This is a genomic window from Streptomyces sp. TP-A0356 (assembly GCF_001417775.1).
Taxonomy (GTDB): Bacteria; Actinomycetota; Actinomycetes; order Streptomycetales; family Streptomycetaceae; genus Streptomyces.
Genome location: NZ_BBZJ01000013.1, coordinates 301,242 through 315,776 on the forward strand (window position 1 = coordinate 301,242; position 14,535 = coordinate 315,776).

Annotated in this window: 10 protein-coding genes; 7 read left to right on the forward strand and 3 right to left on the reverse strand. The window is 72.8% G+C overall.

The genetic code is table 11. The annotated features are described in order from the left end of the window. Window positions 1-21: 21 nt before the first annotated feature. Both ASC56_RS04700 and ASC56_RS04705 read right to left on the reverse strand, forming a co-directional pair. Window positions 22-1,359, reverse strand: coding sequence for a deoxyguanosinetriphosphate triphosphohydrolase (locus ASC56_RS04700; protein WP_055489900.1), 1,338 nt, complete (start codon window positions 1,357-1,359; stop codon window positions 22-24). Between the two features lie 85 nt (window positions 1,360-1,444). Beyond that, window positions 1,445-2,347, reverse strand: a complete 903-nt coding sequence (locus tag ASC56_RS04705; RefSeq protein ID WP_079102289.1) for a sirohydrochlorin chelatase — start codon at window positions 2,345-2,347, stop codon at window positions 1,445-1,447. Between the two features lie 243 nt (window positions 2,348-2,590). Between ASC56_RS04705 and ASC56_RS04710 the strand changes: the two genes are divergently transcribed. From ASC56_RS04710 to nirD, 7 genes are all read left to right on the forward strand, one after another. Next, on the forward strand, window positions 2,591-3,286 hold the full coding sequence (locus ASC56_RS04710; protein ID WP_199835907.1) for a vancomycin high temperature exclusion protein: 696 nt from the start codon (window positions 2,591-2,593) through the stop codon (window positions 3,284-3,286). Window positions 3,287-3,485: 199 nt separating this feature from the next. After that, the gene (locus tag ASC56_RS04715; RefSeq protein ID WP_055489901.1) at window positions 3,486-5,648 is read left to right on the forward strand and encodes a molybdopterin oxidoreductase family protein; all 2,163 of its coding nucleotides are present in this window, start codon (window positions 3,486-3,488) and stop codon (window positions 5,646-5,648) included. A 305-nt stretch (window positions 5,649-5,953) separates the two neighbouring features. Next, window positions 5,954-6,484, forward strand: coding sequence for a hypothetical protein (locus ASC56_RS04720; protein ID WP_055489902.1), 531 nt, complete (start codon window positions 5,954-5,956; stop codon window positions 6,482-6,484). A gap of 115 nt (window positions 6,485-6,599) precedes the next feature. Next, the gene (locus ASC56_RS04725) at window positions 6,600-7,238 is read left to right on the forward strand and encodes a class F sortase (protein WP_055489903.1); all 639 of its coding nucleotides are present in this window, start codon (window positions 6,600-6,602) and stop codon (window positions 7,236-7,238) included. 133 nt (window positions 7,239-7,371) lie between these two features. Then, complete coding sequence (locus ASC56_RS04730; RefSeq protein WP_055489904.1) at window positions 7,372-8,607, forward strand: NAD(P)/FAD-dependent oxidoreductase; 1,236 nt, start codon at window positions 7,372-7,374, stop codon at window positions 8,605-8,607. After that, on the forward strand, window positions 8,607-11,195 hold the full coding sequence (nirB, locus tag ASC56_RS04735; RefSeq protein WP_199835909.1) for a nitrite reductase large subunit NirB: 2,589 nt from the start codon (window positions 8,607-8,609) through the stop codon (window positions 11,193-11,195). The genes ASC56_RS04730 and nirB overlap by 1 nt, the downstream gene beginning before the upstream one ends. Further along, window positions 11,192-11,545: a nitrite reductase small subunit NirD gene (gene nirD, locus ASC56_RS04740; RefSeq protein ID WP_055489905.1), complete on the forward strand. Its 354-nt coding sequence runs from the start codon at window positions 11,192-11,194 to the stop codon at window positions 11,543-11,545. Before nirB ends, nirD begins: the two co-directional genes overlap by 4 nt. Before the next feature lie 214 nt (window positions 11,546-11,759). Here nirD and ppdK read toward each other — a convergent pair whose 3' ends face one another. After that, window positions 11,760-14,501, reverse strand: a complete 2,742-nt coding sequence (gene ppdK / locus ASC56_RS04745) for a pyruvate, phosphate dikinase (RefSeq protein WP_055489906.1) — start codon at window positions 14,499-14,501, stop codon at window positions 11,760-11,762. Window positions 14,502-14,535 lie beyond the last annotated feature (34 nt).

Consider the following 14,535-nt stretch of genomic DNA (forward strand, 5'->3'; position numbering starts at 1 on the left):
CCACGCTGGGTCACGTCCGGGTCATGGGTTCTCCGTCAGTCGCGCGTGCAGGGAGCGGGCGGAGGCGTCCGTGAGCGAGGCGATCTGGTCGACGATCACACGCTTGCGGGCACGGTCGTCGGCCGCCTCGGCGAACAGCGCCCGGAACTGCGGATCGAGCCCGTCCGGTGCGCGGTCGGTGAGCGCCCGCGCCAGCTCGGCGACGACGACGCGCTGGTCGGCGCGCAACTGCTCCTGCTCGGCGCGCTGCATCACATAACGGTCGGCGACGGCCTTGAGGACCGCGCACTCGGTACGGGTGCCGCGCGGTACCACGAGCTCCGCCGCGTACCGCGTGAGGCGCCCGCCGCCGTACGCCTCCCGGGTCGCGCCCTCGGCGGCCAGGCAGAAGCGGCCGATGAGCTGGCTGGTGGCGTCCTTCAGCCGGGCCTGGGCGACCGCGGAGCCGTCGTAGCCGTGCGGCCACCACTCGTGGTCGAGGAGCCGGTCGAGGGCCTCGGCGAGCTCCTCGGGGTCGGTGTCCGCGGGCACGTACCGCCCGAGGGCGACGGCGAAGACCGCCTGTCGCTCCGGCTCGGCGTGCAGGCAGTTCGGGTCGATGTGGCCGGCGTGCAGACCGTCCTCGAAGTCGTGCACCGAGTAGGCCACGTCGTCGGACCAGTCCATGACCTGGGCCTCGAAGCAGGCGCGGTGGCCGGGGGCGTCCTTGCGGACCCAGTCGAAGACGGGGCGGTCGTCCTCGTAGGCCCCGAACTTCGGGGAGCCGGGGTCGGTGGGGTGGGCGCCGCGCGGCCAGGGGTACTTGGTGGCGGCGTCGAGGGCGGCGCGCGTCAGGTTCAGGCCCACGCTGATGAGTTCGCCCGTCCGCTCCGAGGGGACGAACCGCTTCGGCTCGATACGGGCGAGCAGGCGCAGGGACTGGGCGTTGCCCTCGAAGCCGCCGCAGTCCTCCGCGAACTCGTTCAGCGCCTGTTCGCCGTTGTGTCCGAAGGGCGGGTGGCCGAGGTCGTGGGAGAGACAGGCGGCCTCGACGAGGTCGGGGTCACAGCCGAGGGCGGCGCCCAGCTCGCGGCCGACCTGGGCGCATTCCAGCGAGTGGGTGAGTCGGGTGCGGGGGCTGGCGTCCCAGACCTGACTCCGGGTGCCCGGGGTGACGACCTGGGTCTTGCCCGCCAGACGGCGCAGGGCGGCCGAGTGCAGCACGCGCGCGCGGTCGCGCTGGAAGGCGGTGCGGCCCGGGCGCTTGTCGGGCTCGGGCGCCCAGCGCTCGACGGCCGCGTCGTCGTACGCCGAGCCGGCCGCCCAGCCGTTCTCGTACGGCGCGGGAGTCTCGTAGGCCTTCGGTGCGGTCCCGTCCATGACCCGACAGTAGACGCAGCCGGTGACAATCGGGATGTCGGCGTCCGTTTCCCGCCCGGCCGTTTCGCGCCGCTCGGCGGGTCCCTCAGGCGGAGGCCAGGGCCGGTTCGGCGGCCGGCTCGGAGGCGGCGAGCGCCTGGTCGTAGCGGTGCAGGACGAGGCGGGCCATGGCCGGGTGGGCGCCGAGCGGGGCCCCGACGATCCAGGGGGCGGCCCCGGCGCACTCGGTGGCGAAGCGGCCGGGCGCGGCGAAACAGGAGGCGACGGCGACCCGGTGGCGGCCACGGGCGGCGAGCGCGCGCACCGCGGCCCGGACGGTGGGCGAGGCGGCGGAGGCGTAGGCGGGGACGACCGGGACGCCCAGGCGCTCGGCGAGGAGCTGCGCGGTGCGCCGGGTGTCGACCGCCGAGTCGGGGTCGCGGGAGCCGGCGGCGGCGAGCACGACCGCGCTCGCACGGCGCTGGGCGTCGCTCTGTGCCGTCCGCCAGCCCGCCTCGACGAGCCGGGCGTAGAGGGTCTCCACGAGGAGGGGGTGCGGACCGAGCGGCGCGGCCACACGGATGTGCGCCCGCGCGGCGGCCACCGCCTCGGGGATGTCCCGCTTGACGTGGTGGCCGCGGCTGAGGAGCAGCGGTACGAGGACGGCGCGGCCCGCGCCGAGGGAGGCGAGCGCGTCGGGCAGCGGGGGCTCGTTCAGCTCGATGTGGCCGAGGCGCACGGGCAGGTGCGGGCGCAGTTCGCCGACCCGTTCGACAAGGGTGCGCACGGTGGCCAGGGCGCGCGGGTCACGGCTGCCGTGCGCCACGAGGACGAGCGTGGGCGGGGCCGGGCGCCGGGCGCCGTTGCGGGAGACGAGGCCGAGCTGGCTGTCGAGCTGGCTGGTGATCCGGTTCATGAGCTGCGCCGTACTGTCGAGGTGGGCGCCAAGGAGCGGCGGGCCGCCGGGGCGGGCGTGGGAGTCGTCGCGAGGAGGGTTCGACGCCGTCATGGGCCGATCCTGGCGGTACGACGTTGCCGGGCCGTTGCGTGACCGTGACGGGTGTTTTCCGGGGCTTCACGACGCCGGGGCAGATCGTGTGAGGGGCGCGCGAGCAGTTCCGTGCGCCCCGCGCGTTCCGTGCGAACCGGATCACCGTGCGCCGCGTCCCCGCGCGTTCCGTGCGAACCGGATCACCGTGCGCCGCGTCCCCACTGGCGACACCGCACGAAGCCACAACCGGGGGATGCCGCGATGAGCCTGCCGCGCCTGAGGATCCGCGCACCGAGACTGCCGCGCACACGCGCCGGGCAGCGGCGGGCCGTGCAGGGGCTGGTGCTGCTGTGCGTGCTGGCGCTGCTGCCGACGACATGGTTGTTCCTGGCCACGGACGACCGGCTGCGCACCACCGCGGACGTGCCGCGCACACAGGTCGCCGTCGTCTTCGGCGCGGGCCTGTGGGACGGCGAGCCGTCGCCGTACCTCGCCCACCGTCTCGACGCGGCGGCGCGGCTGTACCGGGCCGGCCGTGTCGAGGTCGTCCTCGTCACCGGTGACAACAGCCGCAAGGACTACGACGAGCCGGACGCGATGCGCACCTATCTGACGAACCACGGAGTGCCGGGGTCCCGGATCGTCAGCGACTACGCGGGCTTCGACACCTGGGACTCCTGCGCCCGGGCCAAGAAGATCTTCGGCGTGGACCGCGCGGTCCTGATCAGCCAGGGCTTCCACATCCGCCGGGCGGTCGCCCTGTGCCAGGCGGCGGGCGTGACCTCCTACGGCGTCGGCGTCGACGCCGAGCACGACATGACCTGGTACTACGGCGGCACCCGGGAGATCTTCGCGGCGGGCAAGGCCGCGCTGAACGCGCTGTTCCACCCGGATCCGACGTTCCTCGGCCCCAGGGAGCAGGGGGTCGCGAAGGCCCTCGCGTCGGCGCGGGGCTGAGAGATCAGGTTCGCATCGCGGGGCTGGTACGGGTGGCTGTCGTATCTGCTGATCGCCACCGGCTGGGTCCTGGCGACGACGACGCGCGCACCGTCCGGTTGCCCTCACACCGCCTCACGCGCGGCGGGGAGGTCCTGGTCCCGGCCGCGTAACCGGGAGACCTCACGGCACGTAATACGGCCGAAGCACGCTGAACGGCATGCGGACCACCTCGACCCCCACCCACTGCCCGTACTGCGCCCTCCAGTGCGGGATGAACCTGACGCCCCTGCCGGACGGAGGCGTCGAGGTGACCGAGCGCCCGGACTTCCCGGTGAACCGGGGCGCGTTGTGCGGCAAGGGCCGCACGGCTCCGGCGCTGCTCGCGCCCGGGGTGCGGCTGACCTCGCCACTGGTGCGCTCCCGGGGCGTCCTTGCGCCCGCCACCTGGGGCGAGGCCCTCGACCGTATCGCCGGGGAGTTCTCCCGCACGCGCGCGGAGCACGGTGCGGACGCGCTCGGGGTGTTCGGCGGGGGCGGCCTGACGAACGAGAAGGCGTACGCGCTCGGGAAGTTCGCCCGTGTGGTGCTCGGCACCTCGCAGATCGACTACAACGGTCGGTTCTGCATGTCGTCGGCGGCGGCCGCGGGTCTGCGGGCGTTCGGCCTCGACCGGGGGCTGCCGTTCCCGCTGGAGGACATCCCCAGGACCGGGTGCGTGATCCTCGTCGGCTCCAACCTCGCGGAGACGATGCCGCCCGCGGTGCGCTATCTGACCGAACTCAAGGAGAACGGCGGAACGTTGATCGTCGTAGACCCGCGCCGCACGCGCACCGCCGAGCAGGCCGATCTGCATCTGGCACCGCGGCCGGGTACGGACCTGGCGCTGGCGCTCGGGCTGCTGCATCTGATCGTCGCCGAGGGACGCACGGACGAGACGTACATCCGGGAGCGCACGAGCGGCTGGGAGGAGGCCCGGGCGGCGGCGATGGCGCACTGGCCGGAGCACGTGGAGCGGATCACGGGTGTGTCCGTGCCGCAACTGCGGGCGGCGGTAAGGCTGTTCTGCGCGCCCGAGGCCGCGATGGTGCTGACCGCGCGCGGGCCCGAGCAGCAGTCCAAGGGCACGGACACGGTGGGCGCGTGGATCAACCTGTGCCTGGCGACCGGCCGTGCGGGCCGCCCGCGGTCCGGCTATGGCTGCCTGACCGGCCAGGGCAACGGACAGGGCGGCCGCGAACACGGCCAGAAGGCCGACCAGCTGCCCGGCTACCGCAAGCTCACGGACCCGGCGGCGCGGCGGCACGTGGCCGGGGTGTGGGGGGTGGACCCGGACGCGCTGCCGGGGCCGGGCAGGAGCGCGTACGAACTCCTCGACGCGCTGGGCACGGACATCCGCGCGCTGCTGCTGATGGGCTCCAACCCGGTGGTGTCGGCTCCGCGCGCCGCGCACATCGAGGACCGGCTGCGCTCGCTCGGCTTCCTGGCGGTGTGCGACGTGGTCCTGTCGGAGACGGCCGAGTTGGCGGACGTGGTGCTGCCGGTGACGCAGTGGGCGGAGGAGACGGGCACGACGACCAGTCTGGAGGGGCGGGTCCTGCTGCGCCGCCGTGCGCTGACCCCGCCGCCCGGGGTCCGCAGCGATCTGGAGGTCCTGCACGAACTGGCCGCACGCCTGGGCGTGGAGAAGGGCTTCCCCACGGACCCGGAGGAGGTCTTCGACGAACTGCGCCGCGCGAGCGAGGGCGGCCCCGCGGACTACTCGGGCATCACCTACCGGAGGCTGGCGCAGGAGAACGGGGTGTTCTGGCCGTGTCCGGCGCCGGCCACCGCGCAGAACGGCGAGGACGCCCCGCCGGAGGTGCTCCCCGACGACCCGGCGCACGACGCTTCACCGGCCGTCCCCCACCGCGGCACCCCGCGCCTCTTCCTCGACCGGTTCGCCACCGAGGACGGGCGGGCGCGGTTCGCCGCCGTGTCGTACCGGGGTGCCGCCGAGGAACCCGACGACGCCTACCCGGTGCTGCTGACCACCGGGCGGGTCGTCGCCCAGTACCAGTCCGGGGCGCAGACACGACGGGTCGGGGAACTGAACGCCGCCGCGCCCGGCCCGTACGTGGAGATGCATCCGCGGCTGGCCGAGCGGCTCGGCGCGGCGGACGGGGACGCGGTCGCCGTGGTGTCGCGGCGCGGTCGGGCCGTCGCACCCGCGCGGATCAGCCACGCCATCCGGCCCGACACCGTCTTCATGCCCTTCCACTGGCCGGGCGAGGGCCGCGCCAACGCGCTGACCAACCCGGCCCTCGACCCCGTCTCCCGCATGCCGGAGTTCAAGGTGTGCGTGGTGCGGCTGGAGCGCGTGGGCGCGGACCCCGGGGAGTGACTCGCCGGCCGGGAGCCATGACGACCGGGGCTGGGCCAGTCTCCCCTGCGTCACCCGTTCGCAGCACACCCCCGCACCCTTCGGATTCTCCTCCATGCGTCACCGACCGCACGCCCGTGAGCTGCTGAAACGCCGTGGCGACCACCCGTGGGACACCCCGGCCCACACCCGTTCGCCACACTTCTGACACTCCGTCAGCGAGCGGTCCGGGCCGAGTGCCCCTTTCCTCGGAAGGGCAGGGGTACGACCGACGCAGCGGCCCGCCGTGGGTGCCGCGGGCCGTGCCCTCTCGGAGGAGCACCACGATGCGACGTACGGCCCGTCTGCTGAGCGGTAGCGCGCTCGCCATCGCCGCGGCGACGATGGTTGCCGCGCCCGCGTTCGGCGGTGACACCGGGCGACTGGAGGTCTTCCCCTCCACGGTCGTGCCCGGAGCCGAGGTCACCGTCAACACGGCGGCGTGCGGCGCGGACGGCTCGGCGGCGGGCGACGCCACCGCGGTCGGTGGCGGCACCTTCACTCTCGCGCCCAGCACGCACGAGCAGGATGTGATCGGACGGTTCCGGGTGCCGCCGAGCGCGCAGCCGGGAACGTACGAGATCGTCGCCAAGTGCGCCGGCGGCAAGCACGCGACCGTGGCCGGCGATCTGGTGGTCGCCCTGACCGCGACCGCGGCCAAGGATCCGGCGCAGCCGCGAGGAAGCGTGAAGACAGGGGTCGGCGGCGCACTGGGCCCCGACCCGGTGAACACCGCGGCCGGTGTGGCGGCCCTCGCCGTCGCCGCCGCGGGCGGTACCTGGCTCCTGCATCGCCGGGCGAGAGGCGACGGCATCTGACGGCCGCCTGCGCTGTCCGTCCGCCGGTACCGCCATCAGCTCCCCCTCCGGGTCCGACTGCCCCTCGCGGCCCGGAGGGGGCACCCGCACACCGGCATCCAGGAAGGAGGCTCCCGTGCGCAAGGTCGGCAGGTCCGGTGCGGTCGGTGACGCCGCCATAGCATCCGTCACGGTGGTCGCCCTCTGTTCCGGCATATGGCTGCTGAGCAGCGGCGCCCAGAGCCAGGCACCGCCGCAGCCGTCGGCCGCGCAGGCGGCCGTGGACCCCGACCACCAGGGGTCCGCCGCGTCCGCGCTCGCCCCCTCCCCGCCCGACCGCATCCGCATACCCTCGATCCGCGTGAACGCCCCCCTCATGGGCCTCGGCCTCACCAGCAGCGGCAGCCTGGACGTGCCGCCCGCGGAGAAGAAGAACCTCGCCGGCTGGTACGAGGCCGGCACCATGCCCGGCGAGACGGGCACGGCGATCGTCGCCGGACACGTGGACAACTCCCAGGGCCGGGCCGTCTTCTACGACCTCGGCGCGCTGAAGAAGGGCAGCGTCATCGAGGTCGACCGCCGCGACGGCACGACGGCCCTCTTCACGGTCGACGCGGTCGAGGTCTACGCGGCGAGCGACTTCCCCGACGACAAGGTGTACGGGGCGGCGAAACGCCCCGAACTGCGCGTGATCACCTGCGGCGGCGGCTACTCGAAGAGAACGGGCTACCAGGGGAACGTGGTCGTCTTCGCCCACCTGACGGGCAGTCGCTGAGCACACCGGACACCTCGTCGGCCGAGCGGCGACGACCCCTCACACCACCGCCCCACCCCCGCTGAGGGCAGCGTTCCCGGCGGGAAACAGTCATGATGCGGCCGGGTAACGTCGGCACCGCACGCTGCCATGCATGACCTCGAATACGCGTGTGGTGGTGATCGGCGCCGGGCTCGCGGGCGTCCGTCTCGCCCGGCGGCTCGGCGAGCTCGGCGCGTCGGCACTGCTCGTCGGGGAGGAGGAGCACCCCCCGTACAACCGCGTCCTGCTCGCCGACGTCCTGGCCGGCCGGTACGCGTCCGAGGTGATCTCCCTCCCGGCCCCGGAGCGCCTCGTCCGCGCCCGGGTCACCCTGATCGACCGCAGGGCCCGCGAGATCCGCTGCTCGGACGGCTCGGCGATCGCATACGACACGCTCGTCCTCGCCACCGGCTCGAACGCCGTGCTCCCTCCCCTGCGCGGTCTGTTCACCGCCGGCCGAACCGAACTCCCCGAGGGCGTCCACGCGTTCCGCACCATGGACGACTGCCTGGGACTCGCCAAGGCGGTACGCGAAGGGGTGCGCGCCGTCGTGATCGGCGGCGGGCTCCTCGGCGTCTCCGCCGCCCGCGCGCTCGCGGCCCGCGGCGCCCAGGTCGTCCTGGCCCAGCAGGCCGAGCGCCTGATGGAGCGTCAGCTCGATCCTGCCGCCTCCCGGCTGCTGCGCCGCCACCTCACCGGTCTGGGCGTGGAGGTCCACACCGAGGCCCGCGTCCGCGGCATACGTACGCTCGGCGGCGCGGTCCGCTCGGTGGAGCTGGCCGACGGCTACGCCCTCGACACCGACCTCGTGGTACTGGCCTGCGGCGTCCGTCCCCGGGTGGGCCTGGCCCAGGACGCGGGCCTCGCCGTCCACAAGGGCGTCCTCGTCGACGACGAACTGCGCACCTGCGACCGGAACATCCGGGCGATCGGCGACTGCGCCCAGCACGCCGGAACCGTGTACGGGCTCGCCGCCCCGGCGCTCGAACAGGCCGAGGTTCTGGCCGAGTTGCTCGCACGCGAGTCCGGCGGCGCGGGCGACCCGGGCGCCCGCTACACCGGAACCCGCTCCCTGACCCGGCTCACCCTCGCCGGGCAGGACTTCCTCGACCTCGCCGCCTTCGGCGAGACGGACGCCCGCCCCGGCGACGACGTGGTGCAGCTCGCCGACGCCACCCGCGGCACCTACCGCAAGGTCGTCGTCCGCGACGACCGGCTGGTCGGCGGCGTGCTCGTCGGCGAACTCGGCACCGTCGGCGCGCTCGCCCGCGCCTGGGAGGGAGCGGAGCCGCTCCCCGCGGACGGCGCCCCGCTGCTCCACCTGCTCACCAACGACGGAGGCTCCTGATGTCCACGGACACCCCCACGATCGTGCTCGTCGGCCATGGCATGGTCGGCCAGCGCTTCCTCGAAGCGCTCGCCGAGCGCGGCCTGACCGCCGCGCACCGCGTCGTCGTGCTGTGCGAGGAGCCGCGCCCCGCCTACGACCGGGTCCAGCTCACCTCGTACTTCTCGGGCACCACACCCGAGGAACTGTCCATGACCGACGGGGAGTTCATCGAGAGGCACGGGATCGAGCTGCACCTCGGCGATCCGGCCGAGACGATCGACCGGCAGGCCCGGACGGTCACCGCACGCTCCGGGCTCACCGTCTCCTACGACACGCTCGTCCTGGCCACCGGCTCCTACCCCTTCGTCCCACCGGTCCCCGGCAAGGACGCGACGGGCTGCTTCGTCTACCGCACCATCGAGGACCTGCTCGCCATCGAGGAGTACGCGGGAGCGCGGGCCACCACCGGCGCGGTGGTCGGCGGCGGTCTGCTCGGCCTGGAGGCGGCCGGTGCGCTCAAGGGGCTGGGCCTGGCCACCCACATCGTGGAGTTCGCGCCGCGACTGATGCCGGTGCAGGTCGACGAGGGCGGTGGCGCCGCGCTGCTGCGCACCATCGAGGACATGGGCCTGACCGTGCACACCGGCACGGGCACCCAGGAGATCGTCGTCGGTGAGGAAGGCGCGGTGACGGCCATGAGGCTGTCCGACGGCTCCGAACTTCCCACGGACCTGGTCGTGTTCTCGGCCGGTGTCCGCCCCCGGGACCAGCTCGCCCGCGCGTGCGGGCTCGCCGTCGGTGAGCGCGGCGGCATCATGGTGGACGAGCGGTGCCGCACCGTCTCCGACCCGCGTGTGTTCGCCATCGGCGAGTGCGCGCTGGCGGCCGACGGCCGGGTGTACGGCCTGGTCGCGCCGGGCTATGAGATGGCGGAGACGGCGGCGGCCACGCTCGCCGCCGACGAGGCCGCCTTCACCGGTGCCGACCTGTCCACCAAGCTGAAGCTGCTCGGCGTCGACGTGGCCTCCTTCGGCGACGCGCACGGCACCACCGCCGACTGTCTCGACGTGGTCTACGCCGACTCGCGCTCGGGCACGTACAAGAAGCTGGTCATCGGCCGCGACGGGGAGCTGCTCGGCGGCATCCTGGTCGGTGACGCGGAGGCATACGGCACCCTGCGCGCCCTCACCGGCTCGGTACCGCCCGTCGCCCCCGAGCGGCTGGTGCTGCCCGCGGGGTCCGGCGCCCCGGCGGAGCTGGGCCCGTCCGCCCTGCCGGACGAGGCGGTCGTCTGCTCCTGCCACAACGTCACCAAGGGCACGATCCGCGGCGCGGTCACCGAGCACCGGTGCACCACCGTGCCCCAGGTCAAGAAGTGCACCAGGGCCGGTACCGGCTGCGGCAGTTGCGTCAAGGTGCTGGGCCAACTGGTCGACGCCGAACTGGAGGCGAGCGGCGTCGAGGTCGACAAGGGCCTGTGCGGCTGTTTCGCGCAGACCCGCGAGGAGCTGTACGAGATCGTCCTCGCCCTGCGCATCAGCTCCTACCAGCAGCTGCTGGACCGCTACGGTCGCCGGGAGGCGCGCGGCGGTGACGGCTGCGAGATCTGCAAGCCGGCGGTCGCCTCGGTCATCGCCTCGCTCGCCCCGGCGATCGGCGCCGACGGCCATGTCCTGGACGGGGAGCAGGCCGCGTTGCAGGACACCAACGACCACTTCCTGGCCAACCTGCAGAGGAACGGCTCGTACTCGGTCGTACCGCGCATCCCCGGCGGCGAGATCACCCCGGAGAAGCTGATCGTGATCGGTGAGATCGCCCGCGACTTCGGTCTCTACACGAAGATCACCGGCGGTCAGCGGATCGACATGTTCGGCGCCCGGGTCGAGCAACTCCCGCTGATCTGGGCCAGGTTGGTGGACGCGGGCTTCGAGTCCGGACACGCCTACGGAAAGGCGCTCCGTACGGTGAAGTCCTGCGTCGGCCAGACCTGGTGCCGCTACGGCGTCCAGGACTCCGTCCGTATGGCGATCGACCTGGAGCTGCGCTACCGGGGGCTGCGGTCCCCGCACAAGCTGAAGTCAGCGGTCTCCGGGTGTGCCCGTGAGTGCGCCGAGGCCCGGTCGAAGGACTTCGGCGTGATCGCGACGGCGGGCGGATGGAACCTGTACGTCGGCGGCAACGGCGGCGCGACCCCGCGCCACGCCGACCTGCTGGCGCAGGATCTGACGGACGCCGAGCTCGTGCGGCTGATCGACCGTTTCCTGATGTTCTACATCCGCACGGCCGACCGCCTGGAGCGCACCTCGGTCTGGCTGGAGCGGATCCCCGGCGGCCTGGACCATGTGCGCGACGTGGTCGTCCATGACTCGCTCGGCATCTGCGGGGAGCTGGAGGCCCTGATGGCCGCCCATGTCGCGGGCTACCGCGACGAGTGGGCCGAGACCGTCAACGACCCCGAGAAGCTCGCCCGGTTCGTCTCGTTCGTCAACGCCCCCGACACCCCCGATCCGGTCGTCGGCTTCGTCCCCGAACGCGACCAGATCAAGCCCGACCTGCCCCTGCTGGCGATCGGCACACGGCCCTTGGAAGGAAGCGCCCAGCGATGACCCTGGCACCCGAGACGACCGATCTGAAGGTCCAGCTCCGGCTGGAGGACGGCTGGTTCACGGTCTGCGACCTGAGGCTGCTGATCCCGGGCCGCGGAGTGGCGGCGCTGCTGCCGGACGGCCGCCAGGCGGCGCTCTTCCGCGACCGCGCGGGCCGTACGTACGGCATAGACAACCGGGATCCCTTCACCGGCGCGGCGGTCCTCTCCCGCGGCCTGACGGGCACGCACCAGGGCCGCCCGTTCGTCGCCTCACCCCTTCTCAAGCAGCGCTTCGACCTGCTGTCGGGCCAGTGCCTGGACGACGAGACGGTGCGGGTGGCGGCGTACGACGTGCGGAGCACGGCGTGACCGTACGCCGTCCCGTCAGGCCTTCAGGGCGTCCTACGTCACCCCCTGTCAGCCGCTCGAAGGCGTCCCGGAGCCGCGCACCGGCCTGCGAGAGCTGACGGCATGCGAAGGGGCGGCACCCCCGCACAGGGTGCCGCCCCTCCTGGTGCACCGGAGTCGTCATCGTCGGTGAGGGTCGGGGACCGACGACGGCTCCGGGGTTCTCGCGGGGCCGTCAGCGGTGGTCGCTGCCCGTCGACTGCGACGCCGCGCGTCCCGCCTCCAGACGGGCCACCGGGATCCGGAAGGGGGAGCAGGACACGTAGTCCAGCCCCACCTCGTGGAAGAAGTGCACCGACTCGGGGTCGCCGCCGTGCTCGCCGCAGACGCCGAGCTTGAGGTCGGGGCGGGTGGCGCGGCCCGCCTCGGCGGCGGCCTTCACCAGGGAGCCCACGCCGTCCTTGTCGATCGTCTCGAAGGGGCTGACGCCGAAGATGCCCTTCTCCAGGTAGGCCGTGAAGAAGCTCGCCTCGACGTCGTCCCGGCTGAAGCCCCACACCGTCTGGGTGAGGTCGTTGGTGCCGAAGGAGAAGAACTCGGCGGCCTCCGCGATCTGGCCGGCCGTGAGGGCGGCGCGCGGCAGCTCGATCATCGTGCCGATCGCCAGCTTCAGCTGCGTCCCGGTGGCCTCCTCGACCTCCGCGATGACGCGGTCCGCCTCCTCGCGCACGATCTCCAGCTCCTGGACCGTGCCGACGAGCGGGATCATGACCTCGGCGCGCGGGTCGCCCTTCGCGGCCTTGCGCTCGGCCGCCGCCTCGGCGATGGCCCGTACCTGCATGGTGAACAGACCCGGGATGACCAGGCCGAGCCGCACGCCCCGCAGGCCCAGCATCGGGTTCTGCTCGTGCAGGCGGTGCACGGCCTGGAGCAGGCGCAGCTCGTTCTCGTGGGGCTCCTGACGGGACTCCGCCAGCGCCACCCGCACCGACAGCTCGGTGATGTCGGGCAGGAACTCGTGCAGCGGCGGGTCCAGCAGGCGGATCGTGACCGGGAGTCCGTCCATCGCCTCGAAGAGCTCGACGAAGTCCTGCTTCTGCAGCGGAAGCAGTTCCTTGAGGGAGTCCTCCCGCTCCACCTCCGTGTCCGCGAGGATCAGCCGCTCCACCAGCTCACGCCGGTCGCCGAGGAACATGTGCTCCGTACGGCACAGCCCGATGCCCTGGGCGCCGAAGCGCCGTGCGCGCAGCGCGTCCTCGGCGTTGTCCGCGTTCGCGCGCACCCGCAGGCGCCGCTTGCGGTCGGCGAACGCCATGATCCGGTGCACGGCCTCCACCAGTTCGTCGGCGTCGTCCGCGCCCGCGTGCATCCGGCCCTCGAAGTACTCGACCACCGGGGACGGCACGACCGGGACCTCGCCGAGGTACACCTTGCCGGAGGAGCCGTCGATCGAGACGAGGTCGCCCTCCTCGACGACCACGCCGCCCGGCGCCGTCAGACGCCGGCGCTTGGTGTCGACCTCCAGCTCCTCCGCGCCGCACACACAGGTCTTGCCCATGCCGCGGGCCACCACCGCGGCATGCGAGGTCTTGCCGCCGCGCGAGGTCAGGATGCCCTCCGCGGCGATCATGCCGTCCAGGTCGTCGGGGTTGGTCTCGCGGCGGATCAGGATCACCTTCTCGCCCGAGCGCGACCACTTGATCGCCGTGTACGAGTCGAAGACCGCCTTGCCGACGGCCGCACCGGGCGACGCGGCGATGCCCCGGCCGAGCTGCTCGACCTTCGCCTGCTCGTCGAAGCGCGGGAACATCAGCTGCGCCAGCTGCGCGCCGGTCACCCGCTGCAGTGCCTCGGCCTCGTCGATCAGGCCCTGGTCCACCAGCTGCGTGGCGATGCGGAAGGCCGCGCCCGCCGTGCGCTTGCCGACGCGGGTCTGCAGCATCCACAGCCGGCCGCGCTCGATGGTGAACTCGATGTCGCAGAGGTCCTTGTAGTGGTTCTCCAGCGTCTCCATGATCTGCATCAGCTGGTCGTACGACTTCTTGTCGATCCGCTCCAGCTCGGCCAGCGGGACGGTGTTGCGGATGCCCGCGACCACGTCCTCGCCCTGCGCGTTCTGCAGGTAGTCGCCGTACACACCCTGGTGGCCGGAGGCCGGGTCCCGGGTGAAGGCCACGCCCGTGCCCGAGTCGGGGCCCAGGTTGCCGAAGACCATCGAGCAGACGTTCACCGCTGTGCCGAGGTCGTGCGGGATGCGCTCCTGACGGCGGTAGAGCTTCGCGCGGTCGCCGTTCCACGAGTCGAACACCGCCCTGATGGCGAGGTCCATCTGCTCGCGCGGATCCTGCGGGAAGTCGCGCCCGGCCTCGGTCTTGACGATCTTCTTGAACTTGGTGACCAGCTTCTTGAGGTCCGCGGCCTCCAGCTCCGTGTCGACCGAGACGCCCTTGGCCTCCTTGGCCGCCTCGAGCGCGTCCTCGAAGTGCTCGCCGTCCACGCCCAGGACCGTCTTGCCGAACATCTGGATGAGGCGACGGTAGGAGTCCCACGCGAAGCGCTCGTCGCCGGCCTGCTTCGCCAGGCCCTGCAGGGACTTGTCGGAGAGGCCGATGTTCAGGACGGTGTCCATCATGCCCGGCATCGAGAACTTCGCACCCGAACGCACCGAAACCAGCAGGGGGTTGTCGGTCTGTCCGAGCTTCTTCCCCATCCGCTCCTCCAGCGCGGCGAGGTGAGCGCTCACCTCGTCACGCAGTGCCGCGGGTTCCTCGCCGCTGTCGAGGTAGACCTTGCAGGCCTCGGTGGTGATGGTGAATCCCGGAGGGACGGGCAGACCCAGGTTGGTCATCTCGGCGAGGTTCGCGCCCTTGCCGCCGAGGAGGTCCTTGAGGTCCTTGTTGCCCTCGGTGAAGTCGTAAACGAACTTCACGCCCTCGACGCCGTTTTCAGTTACGTGGCGATCTTTGTTTTCCGACACGGTCTCGACTCCTCGAGGACGCGGTGGCTGCCCT

What these genes read in the sequence shown, in the direction of transcription:
- ASC56_RS04700 (WP_055489900.1), bottom strand. Translation starts at nt 1,359, where the DNA reads ATGGACGGGACCGCACCGAAGGCCTACGAGACTCCCGCGCCGTACGAG.
- ASC56_RS04705 (WP_079102289.1), bottom strand. Translation starts at nt 2,347, where the DNA reads ATGACGGCGTCGAACCCTCCTCGCGACGACTCCCACGCCCGCCCCGGC.
- ASC56_RS04710 (WP_199835907.1), top strand. Translation starts at nt 2,591, where the DNA reads ATGAGCCTGCCGCGCCTGAGGATCCGCGCACCGAGACTGCCGCGCACA.
- ASC56_RS04715 (WP_055489901.1), top strand. Translation starts at nt 3,486, where the DNA reads ATGCGGACCACCTCGACCCCCACCCACTGCCCGTACTGCGCCCTCCAG.
- ASC56_RS04720 (WP_055489902.1), top strand. Translation starts at nt 5,954, where the DNA reads ATGCGACGTACGGCCCGTCTGCTGAGCGGTAGCGCGCTCGCCATCGCC.
- ASC56_RS04730 (WP_055489904.1), top strand. Translation starts at nt 7,372, where the DNA reads ATGACCTCGAATACGCGTGTGGTGGTGATCGGCGCCGGGCTCGCGGGC.
- nirB (WP_199835909.1), top strand. Translation starts at nt 8,607, where the DNA reads ATGTCCACGGACACCCCCACGATCGTGCTCGTCGGCCATGGCATGGTC.
- nirD (WP_055489905.1), top strand. Translation starts at nt 11,192, where the DNA reads ATGACCCTGGCACCCGAGACGACCGATCTGAAGGTCCAGCTCCGGCTG.